The sequence below is a fragment of the Pontibacillus sp. ABV4_188 genome (assembly GCF_056311905.1).
Genome location: NZ_CM149975.1, coordinates 2,646,563 through 2,670,459, shown reverse-complemented (window position 1 = coordinate 2,670,459; position 23,897 = coordinate 2,646,563). Strand labels below are relative to the sequence as shown.

Annotated in this window: 27 protein-coding genes; 24 read left to right on the top strand and 3 right to left on the bottom strand. The window is 40.2% G+C overall.

Annotated features, from left to right (window positions below; genetic code table 11):
- Positions 1 to 57: 57 nt before the first annotated feature.
- Positions 58 to 438: a rhodanese-like domain-containing protein gene (locus ACYX4O_RS13775; RefSeq protein ID WP_476351628.1), complete on the bottom strand. Its 381-nt coding sequence runs from the start codon at positions 436 to 438 to the stop codon at positions 58 to 60.
- Between the two features lie 688 nt (positions 439 to 1,126).
- Here ACYX4O_RS13775 and ACYX4O_RS13770 point away from each other — a divergent pair.
- The 4 genes from ACYX4O_RS13770 to ACYX4O_RS13755 all read left to right on the top strand — a co-directional run bounded on the left by ACYX4O_RS13770 (position 1,127) and on the right by ACYX4O_RS13755 (position 7,006).
- A complete protein-coding gene (locus ACYX4O_RS13770; RefSeq protein ID WP_476351627.1) occupies positions 1,127 to 3,682 on the top strand; it encodes a vitamin B12-dependent ribonucleotide reductase in 2,556 nt (851 codons plus the stop codon).
- Positions 3,683 to 4,196: 514 nt separating this feature from the next.
- The gene (splB, locus tag ACYX4O_RS13765) at positions 4,197 to 5,228 is read left to right on the top strand and encodes a spore photoproduct lyase (protein WP_476351626.1); all 1,032 of its coding nucleotides are present in this window, start codon (positions 4,197 to 4,199) and stop codon (positions 5,226 to 5,228) included.
- Between the two features lie 73 nt (positions 5,229 to 5,301).
- A complete protein-coding gene (gene mntR, locus ACYX4O_RS13760) occupies positions 5,302 to 5,736 on the top strand; it encodes a transcriptional regulator MntR (RefSeq protein ID WP_476351625.1) in 435 nt (144 codons plus the stop codon).
- A gap of 379 nt (positions 5,737 to 6,115) precedes the next feature.
- Positions 6,116 to 7,006 carry a patatin-like phospholipase family protein gene (locus ACYX4O_RS13755; RefSeq protein WP_476351624.1) on the top strand — a complete coding sequence of 297 codons (891 nt, stop codon included), beginning with the start codon at positions 6,116 to 6,118 and terminating at the stop codon, positions 7,004 to 7,006.
- A 19-nt stretch (positions 7,007 to 7,025) separates the two neighbouring features.
- On the opposite strand, the gene ACYX4O_RS13750 is transcribed toward ACYX4O_RS13755, so the two are convergent.
- Both ACYX4O_RS13750 and ACYX4O_RS13745 read right to left on the bottom strand, forming a co-directional pair.
- Positions 7,026 to 7,421 (bottom strand): SA1362 family protein, encoded by a 396-nt coding sequence (locus ACYX4O_RS13750; protein WP_476351623.1) that lies wholly within the window; start codon positions 7,419 to 7,421, stop codon positions 7,026 to 7,028.
- Between the two features lie 33 nt (positions 7,422 to 7,454).
- Complete coding sequence (locus ACYX4O_RS13745) at positions 7,455 to 8,414, bottom strand: DUF1385 domain-containing protein (protein ID WP_476351622.1); 960 nt, start codon at positions 8,412 to 8,414, stop codon at positions 7,455 to 7,457.
- Positions 8,415 to 8,544: 130 nt separating this feature from the next.
- Here ACYX4O_RS13745 and ACYX4O_RS13740 point away from each other — a divergent pair, with 130 nt between their 5' ends.
- The 20 genes from ACYX4O_RS13740 (at position 8,545) to ACYX4O_RS13645 (ending at position 23,896) form a co-directional block, all read left to right on the top strand.
- Positions 8,545 to 9,081, top strand: a complete 537-nt coding sequence (locus ACYX4O_RS13740; RefSeq protein WP_476351621.1) for a YqhR family membrane protein — start codon at positions 8,545 to 8,547, stop codon at positions 9,079 to 9,081.
- 85 nt (positions 9,082 to 9,166) lie between these two features.
- On the top strand, positions 9,167 to 9,598 hold the full coding sequence (aroQ, locus tag ACYX4O_RS13735; protein ID WP_476351620.1) for a type II 3-dehydroquinate dehydratase: 432 nt from the start codon (positions 9,167 to 9,169) through the stop codon (positions 9,596 to 9,598).
- A gap of 12 nt (positions 9,599 to 9,610) precedes the next feature.
- Complete coding sequence (locus ACYX4O_RS13730; RefSeq protein WP_476351619.1) at positions 9,611 to 10,675, top strand: M24 family metallopeptidase; 1,065 nt, start codon at positions 9,611 to 9,613, stop codon at positions 10,673 to 10,675.
- 25 nt (positions 10,676 to 10,700) lie between these two features.
- Positions 10,701 to 11,264, top strand: a complete 564-nt coding sequence (efp, locus tag ACYX4O_RS13725; RefSeq protein ID WP_188655310.1) for an elongation factor P — start codon at positions 10,701 to 10,703, stop codon at positions 11,262 to 11,264.
- A gap of 337 nt (positions 11,265 to 11,601) precedes the next feature.
- Complete coding sequence (spoIIIAA, locus tag ACYX4O_RS13720; RefSeq protein WP_476351618.1) at positions 11,602 to 12,579, top strand: stage III sporulation protein AA; 978 nt, start codon at positions 11,602 to 11,604, stop codon at positions 12,577 to 12,579.
- Complete coding sequence (gene spoIIIAB / locus ACYX4O_RS13715; RefSeq protein WP_036782071.1) at positions 12,524 to 13,036, top strand: stage III sporulation protein SpoIIIAB; 513 nt, start codon at positions 12,524 to 12,526, stop codon at positions 13,034 to 13,036. Before spoIIIAA ends, spoIIIAB begins: the two co-directional genes overlap by 56 nt.
- A gap of 20 nt (positions 13,037 to 13,056) precedes the next feature.
- Positions 13,057 to 13,263, top strand: a complete 207-nt coding sequence (gene spoIIIAC, locus ACYX4O_RS13710; protein WP_036782069.1) for a stage III sporulation protein AC — start codon at positions 13,057 to 13,059, stop codon at positions 13,261 to 13,263.
- Positions 13,264 to 13,276: 13 nt separating this feature from the next.
- A complete protein-coding gene (gene spoIIIAD, locus ACYX4O_RS13705; protein ID WP_207527690.1) occupies positions 13,277 to 13,666 on the top strand; it encodes a stage III sporulation protein AD in 390 nt (129 codons plus the stop codon).
- Positions 13,667 to 13,693: 27 nt separating this feature from the next.
- Positions 13,694 to 14,872, top strand: a complete 1,179-nt coding sequence (spoIIIAE, locus tag ACYX4O_RS13700) for a stage III sporulation protein AE (RefSeq protein ID WP_476351617.1) — start codon at positions 13,694 to 13,696, stop codon at positions 14,870 to 14,872.
- Between the two features lie 11 nt (positions 14,873 to 14,883).
- Entirely contained in the window at positions 14,884 to 15,504 is a 621-nt protein-coding gene (spoIIIAF, locus tag ACYX4O_RS13695; protein WP_476351616.1) for a stage III sporulation protein AF, read from the top strand.
- A complete protein-coding gene (gene spoIIIAG / locus ACYX4O_RS13690) occupies positions 15,501 to 16,148 on the top strand; it encodes a stage III sporulation protein AG (RefSeq protein WP_476351615.1) in 648 nt (215 codons plus the stop codon). The genes spoIIIAF and spoIIIAG overlap by 4 nt, the downstream gene beginning before the upstream one ends.
- A gap of 14 nt (positions 16,149 to 16,162) precedes the next feature.
- Positions 16,163 to 16,744 carry a SpoIIIAH-like family protein gene (locus ACYX4O_RS13685; protein ID WP_476351614.1) on the top strand — a complete coding sequence of 194 codons (582 nt, stop codon included), beginning with the start codon at positions 16,163 to 16,165 and terminating at the stop codon, positions 16,742 to 16,744.
- Positions 16,745 to 16,961: 217 nt separating this feature from the next.
- Positions 16,962 to 17,453 (top strand): acetyl-CoA carboxylase biotin carboxyl carrier protein, encoded by a 492-nt coding sequence (gene accB, locus ACYX4O_RS13680; RefSeq protein WP_476351613.1) that lies wholly within the window; start codon positions 16,962 to 16,964, stop codon positions 17,451 to 17,453.
- 12 nt (positions 17,454 to 17,465) lie between these two features.
- Positions 17,466 to 18,821, top strand: a complete 1,356-nt coding sequence (gene accC, locus ACYX4O_RS13675; RefSeq protein ID WP_345239605.1) for an acetyl-CoA carboxylase biotin carboxylase subunit — start codon at positions 17,466 to 17,468, stop codon at positions 18,819 to 18,821.
- 18 nt (positions 18,822 to 18,839) lie between these two features.
- The gene (locus ACYX4O_RS13670; RefSeq protein ID WP_188655303.1) at positions 18,840 to 19,259 is read left to right on the top strand and encodes an Asp23/Gls24 family envelope stress response protein; all 420 of its coding nucleotides are present in this window, start codon (positions 18,840 to 18,842) and stop codon (positions 19,257 to 19,259) included.
- A gap of 635 nt (positions 19,260 to 19,894) precedes the next feature.
- Positions 19,895 to 20,851: a nuclease-related domain-containing protein gene (locus ACYX4O_RS13665; protein WP_476351612.1), complete on the top strand. Its 957-nt coding sequence runs from the start codon at positions 19,895 to 19,897 to the stop codon at positions 20,849 to 20,851.
- 170 nt (positions 20,852 to 21,021) lie between these two features.
- Entirely contained in the window at positions 21,022 to 21,411 is a 390-nt protein-coding gene (gene nusB, locus ACYX4O_RS13660; RefSeq protein ID WP_476351611.1) for a transcription antitermination factor NusB, read from the top strand.
- Between the two features lie 19 nt (positions 21,412 to 21,430).
- The gene (gene folD, locus ACYX4O_RS13655) at positions 21,431 to 22,300 is read left to right on the top strand and encodes a bifunctional methylenetetrahydrofolate dehydrogenase/methenyltetrahydrofolate cyclohydrolase FolD (protein WP_476351610.1); all 870 of its coding nucleotides are present in this window, start codon (positions 21,431 to 21,433) and stop codon (positions 22,298 to 22,300) included.
- Between the two features lie 2 nt (positions 22,301 to 22,302).
- Entirely contained in the window at positions 22,303 to 23,655 is a 1,353-nt protein-coding gene (gene xseA / locus ACYX4O_RS13650; RefSeq protein ID WP_476351609.1) for an exodeoxyribonuclease VII large subunit, read from the top strand.
- On the top strand, positions 23,648 to 23,896 hold the full coding sequence (locus ACYX4O_RS13645) for an exodeoxyribonuclease VII small subunit (RefSeq protein ID WP_188655299.1): 249 nt from the start codon (positions 23,648 to 23,650) through the stop codon (positions 23,894 to 23,896). Before xseA ends, ACYX4O_RS13645 begins: the two co-directional genes overlap by 8 nt.
- Position 23,897 lies beyond the last annotated feature (1 nt).

Here is a 23,897-nt window from a genome sequence, read left to right as displayed (position 1 = left end):
GACTCCTCAATGTTGAGGAGTCTTTTTGAATAAGGAAACATTAAATCACTCTTAGGCTTAGCTTGATTTAACTTTTCCATCCCATTTCTTAAATCCGCCCTGTAGCTGATTTAAGTCATTGTATCCCTTCTTATGAAGGAGAGTAGCAGCACGAGCAGCGCGTGATCCGTTCTGACAGTATAGATAAACGGGTTTGTCAGGGCGAACTTCTTGTAAGCGTTGCTTCAATTGAGTAACGGGTATATTACGGGCCCCTAAAATGTGGCCTGATTTAAATTCGTTTGGTTCGCGCACATCAATTAATTGAGCTTTACGATAACCTTGTCTGAATTCTTCAGAGGTTAATGTTTTCAAATAACGACGTTGAGCCATATACTTAATGACGCCATAGCCGATAATGACAACAAGTAAGCCAAGTAGTATCCATAATCCGGTCATTAATCTTCCCCCTATAGTTCTATCTTCTTTCTCTATTATAGTTTGCTTTATAATAAGATTCAAAGTTTTTTTCTAAAGCTAGATTAGGTAGTGCTTTTAAATTTTCACATTGTCAGTATAACGCGTATGTCAAGTCTCCTACTGGATGAAATTTTTGATGGGGAACTTCTACATATAGAAGAAGCGAAGGGAGTCTTATAACTATATGTAAGACATAAATAATGGCCATAAATAGATGATCGATTCTTTATTCCGGTTATTAAGACGAACAACATATGGTTTTTAATCGTTCGAGATTCATCGTAGAGATATTAGATGAAAGGGAGTGCTGTTAAATAAATGAGGGATTATTTTTTGTGAGCAATCATCCTGTATGTGTGAAGGATCTAGACAGGTAATGAAGAGCAATCTTGAAAAAAATACGTTCTGTCCATAAATGCATCTTTTCTCTTTATATTTCTTCTATTTGCTTCAAATCTTGGCGAATTTTGCGATTGACAATTTTTCTATACATTGTTCAAAACACAATATATGGGTGTATCGAAAATGTCGAACACAATATATTGTTTGCTCACTCGTTTTTGTGGTATGTTATATGTATTAGTTGAACGACGGGCTTTTAAGAGTTATCATCTAGATTATGTCGAGTTCAACCGACACTTTTTTATGGTAGAGGAGAGGTATGCTCATGCAAACCGCAAATGAAACAATGAATCAAATCAACATAGAACAACTTAATAAAGATATCGGTTTATTTCAACAAGTACATCCGGTAACAGAGGATATGAACATCACACACGCTGGTGTATCCCGTTTGGTGATGCTAGACCGTTATGCTTTTAAAGATACTGAGAAAGTTACGCTTACTAAAGGGGACTTTGTTGTACTTACGGTTAAAGACGATCCTAAATTCCCAGCTAGAGGATTAGGTTACATTGTCTCAATTGATTGGCAACAGGCAAAAGCTGAAGTGAAAGTAGAGCCAGAATTCAGAAGCGTACTTGATAAGCCAGAAGAAGTAGAAACAGGCATTATCAATCGTAAACTAGACGTTATTGATAAGCCTCTTGAGGTTTTCTATGAGCAGATCGCTAAACGTAACGCAACTGGACTAGCTGCTGTTGAAACTGATGAAGCGAAAAGACAAGAATCATTCCAGCAGTTTTACAATGAGCTGTCTAACTTGAACTTCATCCCAGCAGGCCGTGTTTTATACGGAGCCGGTTCTGAAACGGATGTAACGTACTTCAACTGTTACGTCATGCCATTTATTCAAGACTCCCGTGAAGGCATTTCCGATCACCGCAAGCAAGTTATGGAGATTATGAGTCGCGGTGGCGGTGTTGGAACAAACGGTTCAACACTACGTCCACGTAACGCACTTGCAAGAGGCGTAAACGGGAAATCATCAGGCTCTGTTTCTTGGTTAGATGATATTGCAAAACTGACCCACCTTGTCGAACAGGGCGGATCAAGACGTGGTGCTCAAATGATTATGTTAGCAGACTGGCACCCAGATATCGTGGAGTTCATCATCTCGAAGATGCAAAACCCACGTATCCTTCGCTTCTTGATTGAGAATGTAGATGATGAAGTCATCAAACAACAAGCGAAAGCCAAATTGAAATTTACTCCTCTATCCGCAACAGAGCGTGACATGTATCAAAGCATCGTCAATTATAAGAACGTTGAAGGAAGAGGTGGCTTTACAGATGCAGCCATTGCTGATGCACAAGAAAAACTAGATCTCGGTGGAAATTATGATGTGCACAACTCTGAGTTCCTGACAGGTGCGAACATTTCTGTTTGTTTAACAAACGACTTCATGGACGCTGTTGAGAATGATGAAATGTATGATCTTCGCTTCCCGGATGTTGAGAGTTATACAAAAGAAGAAATGAAAGCGTACAATGAAGAGTGGCACGAATCTGGTGACGTTCGCGAATGGGCGGATAAGGGATATAAAGTTCGTACGTATCGCCGTATGAGAGCGAAAGACCTATGGAACTTAATCAATATCTGCGCTACCTATTCAGCGGAGCCAGGCATCTTCTTTATTGACAATGCGAACGATAAAACAAATGCAACAAGTTATGGACATAAGGTAGTAGCGACAAATCCATGCGGTGAACAACCTCTAGCACCATATTCTGTTTGTAACCTTGCAGCCGTTAACCTTGCTTCTGTAGCCGATAAAGAAGCGAAAGTGGTAGACTTTGAAAAGTTAAGAAACACCGTTCAAACAGGTGTGCGTATGCAGGACAATGTGATCGATGCTACTCCTTATTTCCTTGAAGAAAACAAGAAGCAAGCTCTAGGTGAGCGCCGTATTGGTCTTGGAGTAATGGGACTACACGATTTATTAATCTACACGGAAACGGCCTATGGCTCTGAAGAAGGGAATAAAGTAGTGGACGAGATCTTTGAAACGATCGCCACTACCGCTTACCGCACTTCCATTGAACTCGCAAAAGAAAAAGGAAGTTTCCCGTTCTTAGAAGGTCAAACAGAAGAAGAAACCAAAGAGCTTCGCATGAAGTTCATTAATACCGGATACATGCAAGGCATGCCTGAAGATATTCGCCAAGGTATACTAGACTACGGAATCCGTAACTCACACCTCTTAACTGTAGCTCCAACAGGATCTACGGGTACAATGGTAGGCGTATCTACAGGGCTTGAGCCATACTTCTCCTTCTCTTATTTCCGAAGCGGCCGCCTTGGTAAGTTTATCGAAGTGAAGGCTGATATTTTAGAAGAGTACCTTCGTCAACACCCTGAGCAAGATCCAAACAACCTGCCTGATTGGTTCGTAACGGCAATGGAACTTGAACCAGAAGCGCATGCGGATGTGCAGTGTGTGATTCAGCGCTGGGTGGATAGCTCTATTTCTAAAACCGTAAACGCTCCAAAAGGATACTCTGTTGAACAAGTGGAACAAGTGTATCAGCGTTTGTACCGAGGAGGAGCAAAAGGTGGAACGGTCTATGTAGACGGAAGCCGTGACGCTCAGGTTCTTACGCTCAAAGCAGAGGACAACTCATTCGAGGAACAACAAGAACTATTTGAAGATGACCGTAAAGTTGTTCTAATGGATACGGTTCATGAATTAGATAAGACGGATGTAACCATCGGTTCTGAAGTCGGCAACACATGCCCAGTCTGTCGCGAAGGTAAAATTCAAGACGCTGGTGGCTGTAACACATGTACAAACTGTGGCGCTCAGCTGAAGTGTGGACTATAAGAAAGAAACCTTAAAAAGCGCGTGAGAGTATAAACTCTCAACGCGCTTTTTATATAGGTCTCCCTTTAATGATAGTAGTTGAGTGTTCCATTTTGTCACCTTTTATGGAAGGCTCAAAGCTGAGAGAATGCTTAAGTTTACAGATTTGAGCATAAGACAGTCTGAGAAATCATCCGCTTTCCGCCGCCCCGCACGATGTGGGGGCGTTCGAAGTAGTTACAGGATGTGACGGTTTAAGAGCAAATATAATAAGTGGGTCCGTTCACCTAATTAACATAAGGGCAGGCTTGGGGACTACGAGACTCCCGCGGAGTGAGGAGCCTATCCAGTTCCGGCGTGGAGGACCTAGCGAGATAAGTCATCTTTTTTCCAAAGGCTAATCGCCTTTTCCAAAAAGCTGACTTATCCGTACGGTCCTAGGCACCACGCCTGCACTTTTAATCTTTAAGATACATTCATTACCAGCAATACCTCACAAGAGTTGGTGATACTAAGGCATAAAGGAGTGAACTGTATGAAACCATTTATGCCTAAACTTGTATACGTCGAACCACGAGCGATGGAGTATAAGTTAGCACAAGATCTCTATCAGAAGTTCAAGGACCAAGGGATTGAGATAAGAGAAACAACTTCCCATAACCAAGTGCGAGGAATCCCAGGAGATAATGAATTACGACAGTATGCTAACGCTAAGAATACATTCGTCCTAGGAGTTAGGAAGACACTGAAATTTGATACATCTAAGCCTTCAGCGGAGTACGCGATTCCCTTAGCCACAGGCTGTATGGGTCACTGTCATTATTGTTATTTACAAACAACTCTTGGCAAAAAGCCATATATCAGAACATACGTTAATTTAGAAGAAATCTTTGATCAGGCTCATCAATACATCTTAGAACGTGATGAGCCAACCCGCTTTGAAGCAGCATGTACGTCAGATATCGTGGGAATTGATCACCTTACTCACTCATTAAAGAAGACCATTGAATTTATGGGGGATCAGAAAAAAGGACGCCTTCGTTTTGTTACGAAATACCATCATGTAGACCATTTATTAGATGCGGAGCACAATGGTCACACACGTTTTCGCTTTAGCATAAATGCTGATTATGTCATAAAAAACTTTGAACCAGGCACTTCTTCATTAGATAAGCGACTAGAAGCAGCCAGAAAAGTAGCTGATGCAGGGTATCCGTTAGGTTTTATTGTGGCCCCAATCTATTTATATGATGATACGTGGAAAGAAGGGTACCACAAAATGTTTGCGCATCTCCATGAGCAGCTGAAAGGATCTTCTGTAGATGAGGAAGATTTAACATTTGAACTGATTCAGCATCGCTTCACAAAGCCAGCTAAGCGCGTGATCCTCCAGCGTTATCCAAAGTCAAAGCTTGAAATGGATGAAGAAGAGCGAAAGTATAAATGGGGGCGTTATGGCATTGGCAAATACGTCTATCCAACTGAAACTCAAGAAGATATTAAAAGTACGATGGAAGCCTACATTAACGAATATTTTCCGAATAGTAAGATCAGTTATTTCACATAAGACAATCTTGTCATTGAAAGGAATCTAGTGTATCATTTTTAACAGTAGGCTGAGGCAGAATTGGAGGATTTTTATGCCAACACCAAGTATGGAAGATTATATTGAACAAATATATATGCTAATAGAGGATAAAGGCTATGCACGAGTTTCAGATATCGCTGAAAATCTTCAAGTCCATCCATCATCTGTTACGAAAATGGTACAAAAGCTAGACCGAGATCAGTATCTGAATTACGAAAAGTATAGGGGACTTGTGTTAACCTCTAAAGGGAAAAAAGTTGGCAAACGGCTAGTGTACCGTCACGAGCTATTAGAGCAATTCTTACAAATTATCGGCGTTAATAAAGAGAATATATATGAAGATGTAGAGGGGATTGAACACCATATGAGCTGGAATTCCATTGACCGCATTGGTGATCTAGTTCAATTCTTCGAAGAAAACCCTCAATGCATCGAACAATTACGACTCGTTCAACAGCAAAATGAAGAACAAGCGAAAGAAGAATAAACACCTGAATATTCAGGTGTTTTTTTTATGAATTATTATTCTGTTTCTTAGATTTGAGCTCAAGACTGTTTAAGCATACGTCGCAATGTCGTAAAGCGTTCACGAAGTGCTCAAAGCTAAAAAGAACTGTTCATAAAGGTAAGAAGGAATGACTAAAAAGAGCTTAGGTATGACCAAAATTGAACGAGCAGTGACGTAAAAGGGCATCTGTATGTTGAAAGCCGGTTCACAATGACCAAAAAGGATCATGCTACGTCTAAAAACATGGGGGAATGACGATACCAATCTTACAAATGAGGGCGTTTATGCTACTGTTTCTGGTCTAGGACATGTCATTCGTGATTATAGATAGTTATAAAGGGGGAAGGAGGGGCGTCTTATGAAGATTGACGGCGTGTTCTCAGGCGGGGGTGTGAAAGCTATTGCTTTTATAGGTGCGATTGAAGTTGTCGAACAGAAAGGATATCAATTTGAACGTGTGGCAGGGACTTCTGCTGGTGCTATTATAGCTTCGTTTCTTGCTGCTGGATATAAAAGTAAGCAAATTCATCAATTATTCCGTGAGCTGCACCTCAAGAAGTTATTAGATCCTCCTAAAATGGGGAATTGGTTCCCTTTTTCAAATTGGCTGTTTTTATATTTTCGGATGGGTTTATATAAAGGTAAGAAACTTGAGGAATGGGTATATGAAATGTTGGGAAAAAAAGGGGTCTACACTTTTAGAGACCTTCCTGAAGGATCGTTAAAGGTAATTGCTTCTGACTTAACATTAGGAAGAATTGTAGTGATTCCAGATGATTTGGAAAGAGTATACGGGATCTCTCCAAATGATTTTACTGTGGCGAAAGCCGTAAGAATGAGTGCAGGGCTTCCTTACTTCTTTATACCAGAACAGATGGTTAGTAAAGACCAAAAGAAAAGTCTGATTGTGGATGGAGGGCTTTTAAGTAATTTTCCGCTCTGGGTGTTCACATCAAATTTAGAGCGACGGACGAGGCCGATTCTTGGTATGAAGCTGAGTAATGGAAATGATCAACTGCCAGCCCGTAAGATTAAAAACGCGATTGAGATGTTTCATGCTTTATTTGTAACGATGAAGCAGGCTCATGATGCGAGATATATTCATAAAGCAGATGCAGTAGATATTATTTTCATTCCTGTTGAAGATGTGGAGACGACTGATTTTGATTTAAGTGAGGCTTCTATTAATAAATTAATTTCTCTTGGAGAGAAACATGCAGCCACTTTCTTAAGAGATTGGGGTGGATAAAGAAAAAATCGAGCTTCTATTAGAAGGAAGCTCGATTTTTCTTTTTACTTTTATTTCCCTCAATCACACGAAGGTGAGGGGCTTCTTTTCTTTGCTTTTGTTTCTTACTACTCACTTTAGATTTAATGGTAGAAGGCTTTATTTTTTTTGCTATGCTTGAAGAGGTCGTCGGTTGTTTGTATTTTTGTTTCGATTGTCGGGCTGCCTTTCGGTATTGCTTCATTTCATTCGAAGTCCCACCATTACGCCTTGAGAAAATAAAGTAAACAATTCCGATGATGACTGCTGCAAATAAGACTGTGACGAGAATATCCATTAAAAAGCTAGTCGTATCCGTAAATAATCGAACAACTATGCCAATTAAAGCTAACGCCATAATAAAATAAGTAAGAGGTTTAATAATTTTGTGAGCCAACTTTTTTTCCTCCCTTCAGCATTCCATCCTTTATTATGAGATGACCTTACTACCTTGTATACCACTTTTAGAAGCGTTTTTATCATTCTCTAGAACTTTTTTAAAAGAATGTATCGCAACGTCAACCTGATCATCTTTAGGTTCTTTCGTTGTTAATAGCTGTAACCATAATCCAGGGTATCCAAGTACTTTAAGTCCAGGTACATTTCGCACTTTGTTTGTTAGCTGCAACACTTCAAACGAGACGCCGATGACAAATGGTAATAAAAGAATACGATTTACCATTCGCCACCACATCGGCTCCGTAGCTACGAACGGCAGTAAATAAAATAGAATCCCAACAAATACCGTGAACAATATAAAACTAGAGCCACATCGATAGTGAAGACGGGATTGATTTTGGACGTTTTCGATAGTTAACTCTTTCCCGTTTTCGTAAGCATTAATCACCTTATGTTCAGCTCCGTGATATTCAAAGACTCGCTTAATCATAGGAGTGAGGGATATAAGGTAAATATATGCGAGTAGAAAGATAAATTTGATTAACCCTTCTAATAGAACCTGTCCGGTTTTGCCTGGGATCGCAAAACGGAATAACTCAGCTACAAGAGCAGGAGTTAAGGTAAATATCAATTTCCCAAATAAGAAGGATAAGACACCTACAGCTCCGACTCCGATTGCCATTGCGAGTTTAGAAGAATCTTCTTCTTTCTTAATGGTCTCATCGTCTTTTGGATCTACATCGTAACGCTCGCTAGAGAAGTTTAAGTGTTTCGTTCCATTCGCACTTGCTTGAACTAACGCAACAAGCCCTCGTATAAATGGAATTTTCTTTAAACGCTTCTCTATTTTAGATTCTTTCCGTTCTAGCTCAAAATATTCAATTGATTCGTCTTTTCGACGAACAGCCGTGACATAACTCGTTTGGCCAGCAAACATAACGCCTTCCATAACGGCTTGCCCTCCGTAAGCTGGTTTAGTTTTGTCGCTCATTGCCACACCATCCTCTTGATGATTATCTATTTCCTTCATTTTACTAGAAAAAAGCGCTCACCTCTAGTCCTCTTAAATAAAAGCATGGAATTATTCGATTTTGGTCATGCTAAACTGTGAGGTGATGGAGATGTCTGAACAAGAACAAAAAGATCAAGAACAACAGAATCAAGAAGAAAAACAAAATCCTGATTTAGAGCAAAACCAAAAAGAAGCGCCTATGTCTGTAATCAGCAAATCTTTAGTCACAGGTTTCGTAGGGGGAGTTCTATGGAGCTTTGTTGGTACAATTGCCTACTTCTTTAATTTCTCTTCGGTTTCAGCTGGCAGCTTTGTGATTCGCTCTTTTGTACAAAATGAATGGAGTAGCAAATGGTTAGGAGAACTTATTGCTATATTAGTTGTAGGTCTCGTCTCGCTTTTAATCGCTACGTTGTACTTCGGCCTACTAAAAAATACAAAGGGCATATGGCCATCAATGGCTTTTGGTGTAGTGCTTTGGTTTATCGTGTTCTTCTTGTTCCAACCTGTATTTTCAGCAGTACCCCAGTTAGGGGAACTAGATAGTGATACGATTGTAACTAGCTTATGTTTATTTATTTTATATGGAACGTTTATCGGGTATTCCATTTCATATGATTATCAGCAAAACAACCAGCCTAGCTAAATCACTCCCAAATGTTGCATCGACTATGTTATCCTAAAAAGAGTCGGAATATTTCCCTTAATTAATCAGGAAGGGAGATCAGATAGTGAAAAAAATTCTATTATTAAATGGCCCCAATTTAAACCTATTAGGAAAACGGGAGCCTGGAGTGTATGGAAAAGGCACCTTGCAAGACATCGAAGCCTCCATTCAAGATATGGTAGAGGCAAATGGATGGGAGTTTGAATCTTTCCAATCCAATCATGAAGGGGAACTGATTGATAAGATTCATGCGTTTATAGGACAAGATGTGGGTATTATATTTAACCCTGGAGCTTATACCCACACGAGCATAGCACTTAGGGATGCTATTGCAGGAGTTGACCTCCCTGTGATTGAAGTACATATATCAAATGTTCATAAACGGGAGGAATTTCGTCATACGTCTCTGCTTGCTCCTGTATGCTATGGCCAGATTGTAGGTCTTGGTTCATTTGGATACAAGCTAGCAGCACAAACATTTATAGAACAATTTTAGGGGGAGGATTATATGGATACATTGAAACGGTTGAGAAGCAGTATAGAAGAACAAGGGTTAGACGGCTTACTCATTACAAGTGATCGTAATCGTCGTTATATAACTGGATTCACAGGAACAGCTGGAGTCGTTCTCGTAACAGCGGATGAAGCGTTTTTCATTACGGACTTTCGTTATATAGAGCAAGCAGCTAATGAAACTACAGGTTTCGCAATCGTAGAACATAAAACACCTATACATGAAGAAGTAGCAAATCAAGCGAAAGAGCTTGGTCTGAAAAAGCTTGGCTTTGAAAAGCAGCATGTGACTTACAGTGTGTTTGAACAATATCAATCTGTATTAGAAGCGGAATTTGTTCCGACATCAAGTATCATAGAAAAATTACGCTTGATTAAGACTGATGATGAGATTAAGATATTAAAGGAAGCAACTAAGATAGCAGATGCAGCATTTGAGCATATCCTGTCCTACATAAAGCCAGGAGTTAAAGAAATCGACGTATCCAATGAATTAGAATTCTTCATGCGCAAACAAGGTGCAACTTCTTCTTCATTCGATATTATTGTAGCCTCAGGTTATCGATCTGCTTTACCACACGGTGTGGCTTCTGAAAAAGAGATTCAATCTGGAGAATTAGTCACGTTAGATTTTGGTGCTTTATATAAAGGATATTGTTCTGATATTACACGAACAGTTGCTGTTGGTGAGATTAGTGACGAGCTTAAGAAGATCTATGATACAGTTTTACAAGCACAGCTGCGTGGAATGGATGGAATAAAAGCCGGCATTACTGGTAAAGAAGCGGACGACTTGACTCGTGATTATATTAAAGAACAAGGATATGGACAATACTTCGGTCATTCCACAGGTCATGGTATTGGGCTAGATGTTCATGAAGGCCCAGGGTTATCATTCCGGAACGACAAGCAAAAGCTTGAACCTGGAATGGTTGTAACCGTTGAGCCGGGCATTTACGTTCCAAATGTTGGTGGCTGTAGAATTGAAGATGATACAGTTGTAACCGAAACAGGTAATGAGCGTTTATCTCACTCTTCAAAAGAGTTAATTACGCTTTAAGCTTATTTAGGGAGGAAATTCAATTATGATTTCAGTTAACGATTTTAAGACAGGTCTTACAGTTGAAGTAGATAATGGGATCTGGCAAGTGATCGACTTCCAACACGTTAAGCCAGGTAAAGGAGCGGCATTCGTGCGCTCTAAACTTCGTAACTTACGTACTGGAGCGATCCAAGAGAAAACGTTCCGCGCAGGTGAGAAAGTTCAAAAAGCTCACATTGAAAACCGCAAAATGCAATACCTTTATTCTGCTGATAACGTTCATACATTTATGGACACAGACACATATGATCAGGTTGAGCTTCAAACGAAACAGATCGAGAACGAATTAAACTACCTGAAAGAGAATATGGAAATTCAAGTTCGTTTCTACCAAGGTGAAACAATCGGTGTTGAACTACCGAAAAACGTTGACCTGCAGGTTACAGAAACAGAACCAGGTATTAAAGGTGACACAGCAAGCGGTGGTACGAAGCCAGCAACGCTTGAAACAGGCCTTACGGTACAAGTTCCATTCTTCATTAATGAAGGTGACGTTCTTACAATCAGCACAGATGATGGTAAATACGTTTCCCGTTCAAATAACTAATAATGATTCAAAGCTCTCCAACTTAGTTGGAGAGCTTTTTTTTATGGGTATTATCAGATGATAAACAACAGCACTTACTCTACTTCGAGTTCTCCGCATAAGGAAGCATAAATGAATAAATTTATATAAGATGAAACGCCTAAGGTTCCAAACCTCAGGCGTTTTTATATTGGATAAGAAAGCGGTCTCATTAGGTCCAGACGGGAGGATATCTATTATTTTAAAGTAGTAAAAGAGAGTTGATAGAGATCTCTCTCATTTTTCTATCTCTGGTCATAAATTAGGTGGACACGCATAAATTTACAGTAAACAAGTGCAAAGATTGTGAGGGAGATCTATGAAAGAGATTTTGCGGCTTTTCCCGACCTATATTCAATCAGAGCTTCAGAAAATTAGTGAGGAAGATTGGACCCGTCTCCAGGAGATTCGATTTCGAATTACGAAGCCATTAGAGCTCATCTATGATGATAAGAGTACATTGGTCCCGGCTGTTATTCCGAGTGAAGAAGATGGGAACTATTTATTAAACCAACTCGGAGAATATTCCATTTATCGACTAGAGGACGAGCTTCGTGAGGGATATATTACGATCCCAGGGGGCCATCGGGTGGGTTTAGCGGGGAAAGTCAACACCGAAAAAGGGGTAGTCAAGGCCATTCGACATATTGCTTCGTTTAATATTCGAATCGCTAAAGAAAAAATAGGGGTAGCTCAATCACTAGTAGAAGATCTCTATGATGGTGAATACACGAATACTCTCTTAATCGGTCCTCCTCAAACAGGCAAAACGACGCTCTTAAGGGATATGGCTCGGATTATGAGCCAGGGAACAGGTTCCATACCTTCCAAGAAGGTTGGAATCATTGACGAACGTTCTGAAATTGCAGGGAGTATTCACGGAGTACCTCAACATCATCTGGGACTTCGGACAGACGTTATGGATGCTTGTCCAAAAGCAGAAGGCATGATGATGATGATCCGTTCTATGTCCCCAGAGATTCTCATTGTAGATGAAATAGGAAGTGAAGCAGATGTAAAAGCACTTTTAGAAGCATTATATGCAGGCGTTACAGTCATTTCTACGGTTCACGGGGATCGGTTTGATTCTGTGCAAAAGAGGCCATCCCTTACACCGTTGTTTGAGCAAGAGGTTTTTGAGAGATTTGTGATACTTGAAAAGAAGCGGCAACCGGGGTTTGTTAGGACGCTTCTCGATCAACATGGTCAGTTACTCTCATTAAAAAAGAGGGGTGTGTCATATGAAGTGGATCGGAGCACTAATCCTGCTGTGCGCTACAACGTGGGGAGGATTTGAATTTGCACGAAGGCTCACTGAAAGGCCTAAGCAAATTCGTCAACTAAAGAATGCGTTACAAGTATTAGAGGCTGAGATTCTTTATGGACACTCACCTGTTATTGAAGCGTGTGAGAAAGTAGCACGACAGATTCCTGAGCCGATGGCATGGTTTTTCTATGAGTTTAGCGAGCAACTAAAAGAAAGCAGCGCTTCTCTCTATGATGTATGGGAACAACGCATACAGTCGTTCTGGCCCCTGAGTGCCCTTGGTGAGGGGGAGAAAGAAATCATGAAGCAGTTTGGTCAAACGCTAGGACAGCATGATTTCACAGGCCAGCAGAAACATATCCGTCTAGCTATTTCCCACTTAGAACGAGAATTAAAAGAAGCGGAAGAACAGCAGTACAAATATAGCAAAATGGTAAAAAGCCTTGGCTTTTTGACGGGTTTATTGATTATATTGCTTTTCATGTAAAGGTGAAGGGAGTTAAAGACATGATCGGAGAGGCCTATATATTATTCCAGATTGCTGGGGTGGGAATCGTAGTGGCGATGATCCATACCGTTTTAAAACAAATGGGAAAAGAGGACATTGCTCACTGGGCAACTTTAGTTGGTTTTATCATCGTGTTATTTATCGTTATGGACGGCTTGCAAGAATTGTTCCAACAAATTAAGTCTGTCTTTTTATTCCAAGGATAAGGCAGGTGAAGACATGGAGATTATTAAGATCGTTTCCTTTGCCCTTGTAGCAAGTGTGCTAACGATCATTGTAAAAGAACAGAAGTCATCAATTGCTTTTTTTCTCATTTTATTCACAGGGATTATTATATTTCTCATTCTAATTCGTGAAATTGCAGAGGTATTTACATTGCTAGAATACATTGCCCAAAAAGCTAATGTGAATGGCATGTATGTAGAGACGATCTTAAAGATTATTGGAATTGCTTACGTTGCGGAATTTGGTGCTCAGATTACCCGAGATGCTGGGCTTGGATCAGTAGCTTCTAAGATTGAATTGGCTGGGAAAGTCTTTATTTTAGTGTTAGCTATACCGATTTTGACCGCTGTTATTGAAACGATTTTAGGCTTTCTTCCAGCTTAATCTTTTAAGGAGGTGGCTTGTACATTAATGAAGTTCATTCAACAAATGATTGTTGTTGTTTTACTCACTTGTAGTGTTGTCTTGTTTCTGTCAGAGCCAGTACAAGCTCAGACCTCTCCGGCTGAAGAGACAAGCCCAACAATTGATCCCATTACGTTTACAGAGATTCAATCGTACTGGAACCAGGTGGTTGATGAATATGGAGGGTACCTACCTGGTATTCGAAAAGGGAGCTTCGTCGAATTTATGGAAAATCGCGATTCCCTTTCCATTAAAGATTGGGTTTTAGGTCTTTTAAAATATCTATTCTATGAATTCCTAATCAATGGAAAGTTATTGGGGACTCTAATCTTTCTGACCCTATTTTGTATGATTCTTCAGTCTTTACAAAACGCATTTGAGAACCAAGCAGTAAGTAAAGTAGCATACGCAGTCGTCTATCTTGTTCTCATTGTGTTAGCGTTGAACAGTTTTCATTTAGCGGTTTCTTATGCCAAAGATGCTGTTGAAATGATGAGTAGTTTTATGATCGCTCTCTTACCTTTAATGCTTGGCTTAATGGCAACATTCGGTAATCTGCTATCCGTATCTTTTTTTCATCCTGTTATCGTTTTTCTTATTCATACAAGTGGGCTACTCGTCTCAAACGTAGTGCTGCCATTATTGTTTTTATCAGCTTTATTAATGATCGTAAGCACGATTAATGATCAGTATAAGGTTACTCAGCTCGCGCAACTATTACGTAATATTAGCTTAGGTTTACTTGGAGCATTTCTAACCATTTTCTTAGGTGTTATCTCTGTCCAAGGAGCGACATCAGCTATACAAGACGGGGTTGCAATGAAAACAGCAAAATTTGTTACCGGCAATTTCGTTCCTGTTGTAGGACGTATGTTTACAGATGCAACGGATACCGTATTAAGTGCTTCCCTCCTATTAAAGAATACGGTCGGGATTGTGGGTGTCCTCATTATATTAGCACTTGCGTTATTTCCAGCAGTAAAAGTGTTAGCAGTTGCGCTTATCTATAAGCTGGCAGCTGCAATACTGCAACCGATCGGTGGTGGTCCTGTTATAGCGTCTATGGAAACAATCAGTAAACATATCCTCTTTGTTTTCGCGGCTTTACTAGTTGTAACGTTTATGTTCTTCCTAGCAATTGTCATTTTAGTCGCTGCCAGTAACTTAACAATGATGGTTCGATAGGAGGTGGATCGGTGGCGTTTATTACCGAATGGGTGACACAAATCATTCTCTTTTTACTGTTGGCGCTTGTAACCGACCTATTACTCCCTGCATCATCCTTTCGAAAATACATCAAGCTAGTTGTAGGGTTACTTCTTATTCTTGTATTTTTGCAGCCTGTTTTTAAGCTTTTCGATGTTAATATGGATCAGTTTTTCACGCAAGAAATGAACAGATGGAATGATCAGTCAGAGGTAGAATCTATGAAAAATTCAATTGAAGAGAAGAAAAGAGAAATACAAGCCTCACAACGTGCATATATTTTAGAACAGATGGCTGTCCAGCTAGAAAACGAAGTGAAGGAGGAGCTGATGAATGACCATAACGTAGAGATTCAAAACTTTTCCTTCCAATTTAAAGAAGATGCAGAAGTGAATCTAGAGGGGTTGAAGTCGCTTACGGTCACGATGAAAGAAAGTGGTGATCAAAAAGCAGGTACTGATGAGGTTGAGGAGATTGTCATTGATCTTAATCAGCAGCCAGAGACTCAGGAAGATAAAAAATCACTAAATGCTGTTAAATCTTATCTCTCATCGGCATGGGACATTCCTGAAGACCAGCTAATCTTACAATGGGAAGGAGGGGTTCAATGAAGAAAAATCCGTTAAACAATATCTTTTCATTGCTTAAGCTGAAGACGCCAGAAGGAGAAAAGCCTACTAAACTAGCTTATGTTGTTCTGGTTGGTTTGCTAGGATTACTTATTCTGTTAGTTGGAGACTTCTTCACAAGTGATGAAGCTGGTAGTGAAGGAGTATCGCCTCCTGTACAAACAGAGAGTGTTCAACCTAGTGAACAAGAAACATTCGGGCAAAAAAAAGACGAGGCAGACATGTTGATGTCAGAGGTGGAAACGTATTACGAGAAGGAGTTAAAAGAGCTCCTCGAGAAAATTCAAGGCGTGTCTGAAGTTGAAGTCATGGTGAACTTAGATTCTACTGAAGCAAAAGTGTATGAAAAGAATACAACCGTTAGCAAGCAACACACCACAGAAACTGATAAGAGTGGTGGAGAACGAAAGATTGAAGACTTTACTGAGGATGAACAAATTGTAGTTACAAGACAAGGCGACCAAGAAGCTCCATTACTGATCAGGACCGATAAACCATTAGTTAGGGGAGTCGGGGTTGTAGCAAAAGGCGCTGATCACATGAAAGTGAAAGAGTGGATTGTTGAAACAGTTTCACGAACATTAGATGTTCCTACACATCGCATTTCGGTAATGCCGAAAAAATAAGGAGGAATGAAAGAATGATGTTAAAAAAGCAAACGGTATGGTTACTAACGATGTTGAGTTTGATGATTGTATTAAGCGTGTATTACATGACTTCTCCACCAGAAGGGGAACTCGCTTACATGGGTGATGAAGAAAGTGCTGATCAACAAACAGCTGGAACACCAACTGAAGGGGATGCCACAGCGCAAGAAGGAGACGTAGCAACAGAAGGGGAAGGGACTGCTACATCAAGCCTGTCTTCTGATCAATATTTCTCTTCCATGCAATTAGACATTATGGATAGCCGCTCAAAGAAAATCGAAGAGTTAGAGAACATCATGGCTTCTAGTGAAGTTTCTGCTGATGAAGTAAACGATGCGAAAAATGAAATTGATAAGATTCGTGAGCTAAGCACAAAAGAATCGGTTGCTAAACAATCAATCGCAGCAAAAGCGAACTACCCAGATGTATTTGTGAGAGCAGAAGATGAAAAAGTGTTAGTAAAAGTTAAAGCAAATGAAATGTCTAAACAAGACGTCAGTCAAATTCACCAAATTGTATATGATGAATTTGGACCAGTACCAGTTGTAGTCGAATACATCCCTAACGATAAGTAAAACGTCAGCTTTCGCACTCCTATGCGTGCGAGAGCTGATTTTTTTCTGTCTAATTTTTTATTTGAGGGAGAGGAAAACCCCTTTCTAATAGAGAAAAGATGTAGTAAGCGCTTTCTAGTAGGTTGAAGTTTTACTACTCTTTGTCGTAAAATGTTAAGAGGTGTTATTAGTACCAGTTAATAATATGCATTTCAAATATAGAAGGGGTGCGCAAAATATGTTAAAAGTACAAGAAATCCGTGAACTCATTAAATTAATCGATGATTCAACTATCGATGAGTTTACATATGAAAGCAATGGAACAACCGTATCAATGAAGAAGAATTCAGGAGAGGTAATTGAGCGCACAGCAGCACCAGCTCAACCCGCTGTGACAGAGCAACCAGCACAGCCTGCGCCACAGCCACAGCAAACACCAGCCGCTGAGGAACCAAAACCTGAGCAGCAACAAGAAACAAAAGTAGATTACGATCATGAGATTGTTTCTCCTATGGTAGGGACATTCTATGAAGCTTCTTCACCAGACGCTGAAGCTTTCGTTAAAAACGGAGATGTTGTAACGAAGGACTCTGTTGTGTGTATCGTAGAAGCGATGAAGCTCTTTAACGAGATTGAAGCTGAAGTAAATGGTAAAATTGTAGAAGTACTCGTTGAAAATGGTCAGCTTGTTGAATATGGCCAACCATTATTCCGAGTGAAATCCGAATAAGGGGATGGAACTGTGATCAAGAAAATCTTAATCGCGAACCGTGGAGAGATCGCCGTTCGGATTATACGAGCTTGTAAGGAGATGGACATTGAAACAGTGGCCGTCTATTCTGAAGCGGACAAAGAATCTCTACACGTTCAGTTAGCAGATGAAGCGTATTGTATTGGACCAACCTTGAGTAGTGAAAGCTACTTGAACTTCACAAATATTATGAGCGTAGCGACTCTAACAGAATCAGATGCGATTCATCCAGGATACGGATTCTTATCTGAGAACCCTGATTTTGCTGAGATTTGCGATGAATGCAACATTACATTTATCGGCCCAAGCGCTCAAGCCATTCGTAAAATGGGTACCAAGGACGTTGCCCGTGAAACGATGAAAGAAGCTGGAGTGCCAGTTGTTCCTGGCTCTGAAGGCTTAATTCGTGACGAAGAACATGGCCTTCAGGTAGCTGAAGAAATCGGTTATCCAGTCATCATTAAAGCAACAGCTGGTGGTGGCGGAAAAGGAATCCGTGTCGCACGAAATGAAGAAGAACTGAAAAAAGGGATCCGCGTTACACAAAACGAAGCAGAAAAAGCTTTCGGAAATCCTGGTGTCTATTTAGAGAAATTCATTGAAGATTTCCGTCACGTAGAAATTCAAATTATGGCTGACAACCATGGTAACGCTATTCACCTTGGTGAACGCGACTGTTCTGTACAACGTCGCTTGCAAAAATTAATTGAAGAAACACCTTCTCCAGCACTAGATCCAGACCTTCGTGCTGAAATGGGTGACGCTGCGATTAAAGCAGCTTTAGCCGTGAATTATTCTGGAGCGGGTACTGTAGAATTCATCTTCGACCAAAAGAACAATAGCTTCTACTTTATGGAGATGAACACTCGTATTCAGGTAGAACACCCTGTTACTGAAATGGTTACAGGTGTTGATCTGATTAAAGAAATGATTCGCGTAGGAAACAATGAATCGCTCCAATTCTCTCAAGACCAAATTGAATTCGAGGGTCATTCCATTGAATGTCGTATTAATGCTGAGAACCCGTTCAAAAACTTTATGCCATCACCAGGTCGAATTGAGATGTATCTTCCTCCAGGCGGTTTCGGTGTCCGTGTTGACTCCGCAGCGTATCCAGGTTGGATGATTCCTCCATATTATGATTCAATGATTGCGAAGTTGATCACTTACGGTAACACGCGAGAAGAGGCGATGGACCGTATGAAGCGTGCTCTTGATGAGTTTGTGATTGAAGGCGTTCATACAACGATTCCATTCCATCGTCGCATGATGGAGCACGAAGTCTTCCGCGGAGGAGATTTTAATACGAAATTCCTTGAAACTTATACTATAATGGAAGAGGAATAACACAAAGGAGTGACCAAAATGAGTGAAAATCATTTATTAAACGTTGGAGATGACTCCAGCTTAGGTAAAGTGGAAATTGCTCCAGAGGTTATTGAAGTTATTGCCGGTATCGCAGCATCAGAAGTAGAAGGTGTTGCATCCATGCGAGGGAACTTCGCAAGTGGTGTAGCGGAACGACTTGGCGGAAAGAAAAATCACGGAAAAGGGATTAAAGTTGAACTATCTGACGAAGGTATCGTAATTGATATTTATGTTGTGATGGACTTTGGAATCTCCATTCCGCAAACCGCCCAAAAGATTCAAGACAGCACACGCCAGGCTCTTAAAAATATGACAGCCCTTGAAATCAAAGAAATTAACGTTCACATCGTTGGCATCCAAATGGAACCAACGAAAGAAGAACTAGAGGAAGAAGAAGAAGAGATCCCAGGCGTATAAGCGGGATTCCATGAACCACAAAGGAGACAGAGTCTTCTTTGTGGTTTTTTATGCTATAAAGAGCAGGGAGAATTAATTGAAAAGGGAAGAATAACGAAACGGAATGACGAACCGGATGGGGCAGTGACCAACAGGGGAGGGGGAATGACATAAAGAGGGTCAGAATGTAGTAAAAGGAAGACGGAATGACGAACCAAGATGGGGTAGTGACCAAAAGGGGAGGGGGAATGACGTAAAGAGGGTCAGAATGTAGTAAAGGGAGAACGCAATGACGAACCAAGCGAGAGCAGTGACCAAAAGGGGAGGGGGAATGACATAAAGAGGGCTAGAATGTAGTAATGAGAAACGGAATGACGTACTAAGAGAGAGCAGTGACCAAAAAGGTCGGTGGAATGCCATAAAGAGGGGCCGGAGTGTAGTAAAGGGAGATCGCAATGACGAACCAAGCGAGGGCAGTGACCAAAACCCACGGAAGTAACTAAAAGTAAATTGTTTGAACTTTAATACAGTACCCTCATTCATAGGTTTAATTAACATAATTTGTATTAAAAAGCAGGGGAACCTAAACTATTGTCGAATATTATACTTTACTACAATATAATAATTAAAGTACTGATGTAAGAGAGGAGTTTTAAATGATTGTTAAAAATAGGAGTATTCCGTTAATACTTAGACAAGAAGAGGTTTTAGAAAAAAGGTTGCCTGATCGTCATACAAAGAGATCACTCGTAACAAAGAGTATAAACAAAAGAAAAGCAGGATATTGGGGAGAGCAGGAATTAGATTATCCTTTAAGCTATTTGCCTGATCACGATTTTCGCATTTTTCATGATTTAAGGTTAATAGAGGGAAGTAAAGCCTTTCAAATTGATACATTGCTTATCACAAAGAGAGTTGCAATTATACTAGAAGTAAAAAATATATCAGGCATAATTGAATTTGACCCCACGTTTAATCAGCTAATCAGAAAGTTAGACTCACGTGAAGAAAGATTGCCTAACCCTCTTATTCAAGTTGGCCGCCAGCGGAGGCATTTGTCAAAGTGGTTCACCTTCCATAATATCCCCTTACCTATTAAATATTTTATTGTGTTCACACACCCTTCTTCTGTTATTAAAGCTTCAGAGCACAACCCTCATCAGCATACAATCACGCACGTAGAAAATCTTCAAGAGAATATTATAAAAATGGAATCTCGGTTCACCAAAGATTACCTACTTCCTGAAAAAATGAATCAAATTATACTTAATGCGCACACTCCTCCTCTCCCCACAAATGTGTTGGAGAAGTATGGTGTTTCTTATAATGAATTGCGTAAAGGGGTAGAGTGCCCTAAATGTAATGCTTTTCATATGATGTGGAAAAAGAAAAGATGGCGATGTCCATACTGCTACTTTTATTCTATTGATGCACATAAGCAAACATTATATGATTATTTCCTCTTAGGATTTCCTACTATAAACAATGCTACATTTAGAGATTTTATGCAGCGTGATGATAGCAGGGCTTCGAGGCACTTCCTCAGCAAAATGAACCTTCAAACTTCCGGACACAAAAGATCTCTCCTGTATCACTCCCCGCATTCCCTCTAACAACCACGGATACCTCTTTATCGTTTTGGGTATGCTGTTCCTATAAAATCCCATGAACGCCGAAAAGATTATGATAGGGCTTTTAATCGCTGCCGTTCTATTATTTATAGCATTTATGATTATTACGTGTTATCATTCTTAACGGAAAGAAACATAAAGGAGAATGAATGATGAATCGTCATACAGCAAGAGAAAAGGCATTTCAGGCGCTTTTTCAAATGGACATAAATGAAATGGATGCGAACGAAGCGATTGAAAACATTTTAGAGGAAGAAGATGGCCAAGTTCATGACGCTTTCCTGGATCAACTCGTTTTTGGTGTTAAAGAAAACCAGGAAGTAATCGATGAGCAGATCTCAAGTCATCTTGAAAAGTGGTCGTTTAATCGCATTGCATCTGTAGAGAAAACAATTATGCGTATTGCCGTTTACGAAATGAAATATCAAGAAGATATCCCTGACAAGGTCTCCATTAATGAAGCAATTGAGCTAGCTAAAACATTTGGCGATGACAAGTCAGGTAGTTTTGTTAACGGTGTATTAAAGAAAATGATTGACTAAATGTGAGAGGGTGGATTCCGTGTCAGCAGAAATTATTTATGGACGAGAATTAGCAGAAGATATTAGAGAGCGAATGACGAAAGAGGTAGCCGATCTCCGTGAACTAGGGGTAGTTCCTGGGTTAGCGGTCGTCATTGTTGGAAACGATCCCGCATCTTTATCCTACGTAAGAGGTAAGGACAAAGCTTCAAAGCAAGTTGGCTTAGAGTCAAATCTCATTGAGCTTCCTGAAGAGGTTACGCAACAAGAATTGTTAGATTTAGTGGATCGCCTTAATCATGACTCTGAAGTTCATGGGATTCTTGTGCAGCTACCATTACCAGACCATATCAATGAAGATGAGATCATTGAAGCCATTTCTCCAAGTAAAGACGTTGATGGATTCCATCCTATAAGCATTGGTCGTATGATGGCAGGCAAAGACACCTTCTTACCTTGTACTCCACTTGGCATTTTAACGATGTTCAAAGAGAAAGGAATTAGCCTAGAAGGAAAACATGTCGTCGTACTTGGCCGTAGCCGCATTGTGGGCAAACCTATTGGACAGATGCTCCTTAATGAAAATGCGACAGTTACATATTGTCATTCTCGAACGAAGAACCTCAAAGAATTTACTCAAAAAGCAGATATTCTTATTGTGGCTGTTGGTAAGCCTGGATTTATTTCAGGAGAAGACATAAAAGATGGTGCAGTAGTAATTGATGTAGGTGTTAACCGGATCGAAGATGGAAGTCTTACTGGGGACGTTGATTTTGAATCAGCGCTTGAAAAAGCATCTTACATTACACCTGTACCTCGAGGTGTAGGACCTATGACGATTACAATGTTGCTACAGAATACAATACAGGCGGCAAAACAGCTTAATCAGATTCCTCAAAGGAGTTCTTAACTGTGCAAGACAATTATTTGACGGTTTCCGCCTTAACTAAATACATTAAGCGTAAGTTCGAAACGGACCCCCATTTAACCGATATCTGGTTAAAGGGGGAGATTTCTAACTTTAAGCACCACAGCCGTGGACACATGTATTTAACCATAAAGGATAATAAATCTCGGGTGAATGCAGTGATGTTTGCTGGCAATAATCGGCGCTTAAAGTTTAAGCCTGAAGATGGGATGAATGTCTTGATCAAGGGGGAAATTGGTGTATATGAACCCCATGGACAATATCAGCTTTATGTTCAGCATATGGAGCCTGACGGTTTAGGTGCTCTTTACCTTGCATATGAAGAGTTAAAGAAGAAGTTGTCTACAGAGGGTCTTTTCGAAGATTCGAGAAAACGACCTCTCCCGCCTTATCCTGAGTCCATAGCCGTCATTACTTCCCCGACAGGTGCTGCAGTTCGTGATATCTTAACCACTATTAAAAGACGCTATCCTCTTGTAAAAGTAGCGGTATTTCCTGTGCTCGTGCAGGGGAAAAATGCTGCTCACTCTATTTCCCAGGCAATTAAAAAAGTAAATGAACTCGGTAGTTTTGACGTCATCATTGCTGGGCGAGGTGGAGGTTCAATTGAAGAATTGTGGGCTTTTAATGAGGAGATCGTAGCGAGAGCTATTGCCGATTCAACTGTACCCATCATTTCAGCAGTCGGACATGAAACGGACTATACAATCAGTGACTTTGTAGCGGATTATAGAGCTCCTACACCCACAGGAGCTGCGGAGATAGCCGTTCCTTCTCAGACAGAGGTATTAGAGCGCATTCATTCAATGCAAAATAGACTAACAAGAGCCTTGCATGTACAACATCGTCAAGGTATTGAACGTCTAAATCGCTTACAGAAGTCTTATGCCTTTCGTTATCCAGAACAACTAATGAGGCAAAAGGAACAAGATTTAGATCGCCTCTCTGAGCGGTTGAAGAAGTCATCATCCTTAACACATGAACGAAAGAAGCAAGATTTTGATGTGATGATAAATCGATTGCGTCAGCAACATCCAGAACGTTCTTTAGATGGAGCTAAACATACTTTTGTTCAATTGACAAAACGAATGAATCGAGCGATGGATCAAGAAAAACGGTCCAAAGTTAACAGTTATACACAGGTGTTAAACAAACTATCCTTGTTAAACCCACTTGAAATCATGAAAAGAGGCTATGCTATTCCTTTTGATCAAGATGGTGGTGTGGTGAAGACAATTTCAGACGTCCAACCAGGAGATCCTATACAAGTTAAAGTGCAAGATGGCGTTTTAGATTGCCAAGTATGGGGTATGGAAAAGGAGGAAGAACATGAGTGAAAAAGACCAAGTGAACCAAGAAGAAATGAGCTTTGAAGAAGCTATGAAGCAGCTTGAACAAATCGTTGAGAAGTTAGAAGAGGGAGATGTCCCTTTAGAGAAAGCCATTACTTATTATCAGGATGGGATGAAACTTTCTAAGGTTTGTAATGACAAACTCAATAATGTCGAAAAGCAGATGCAACAAATTATGAATGATCAGGGTGAATTTGAGTCTTTCTCAGTTGAGGAGGAAGAATAAG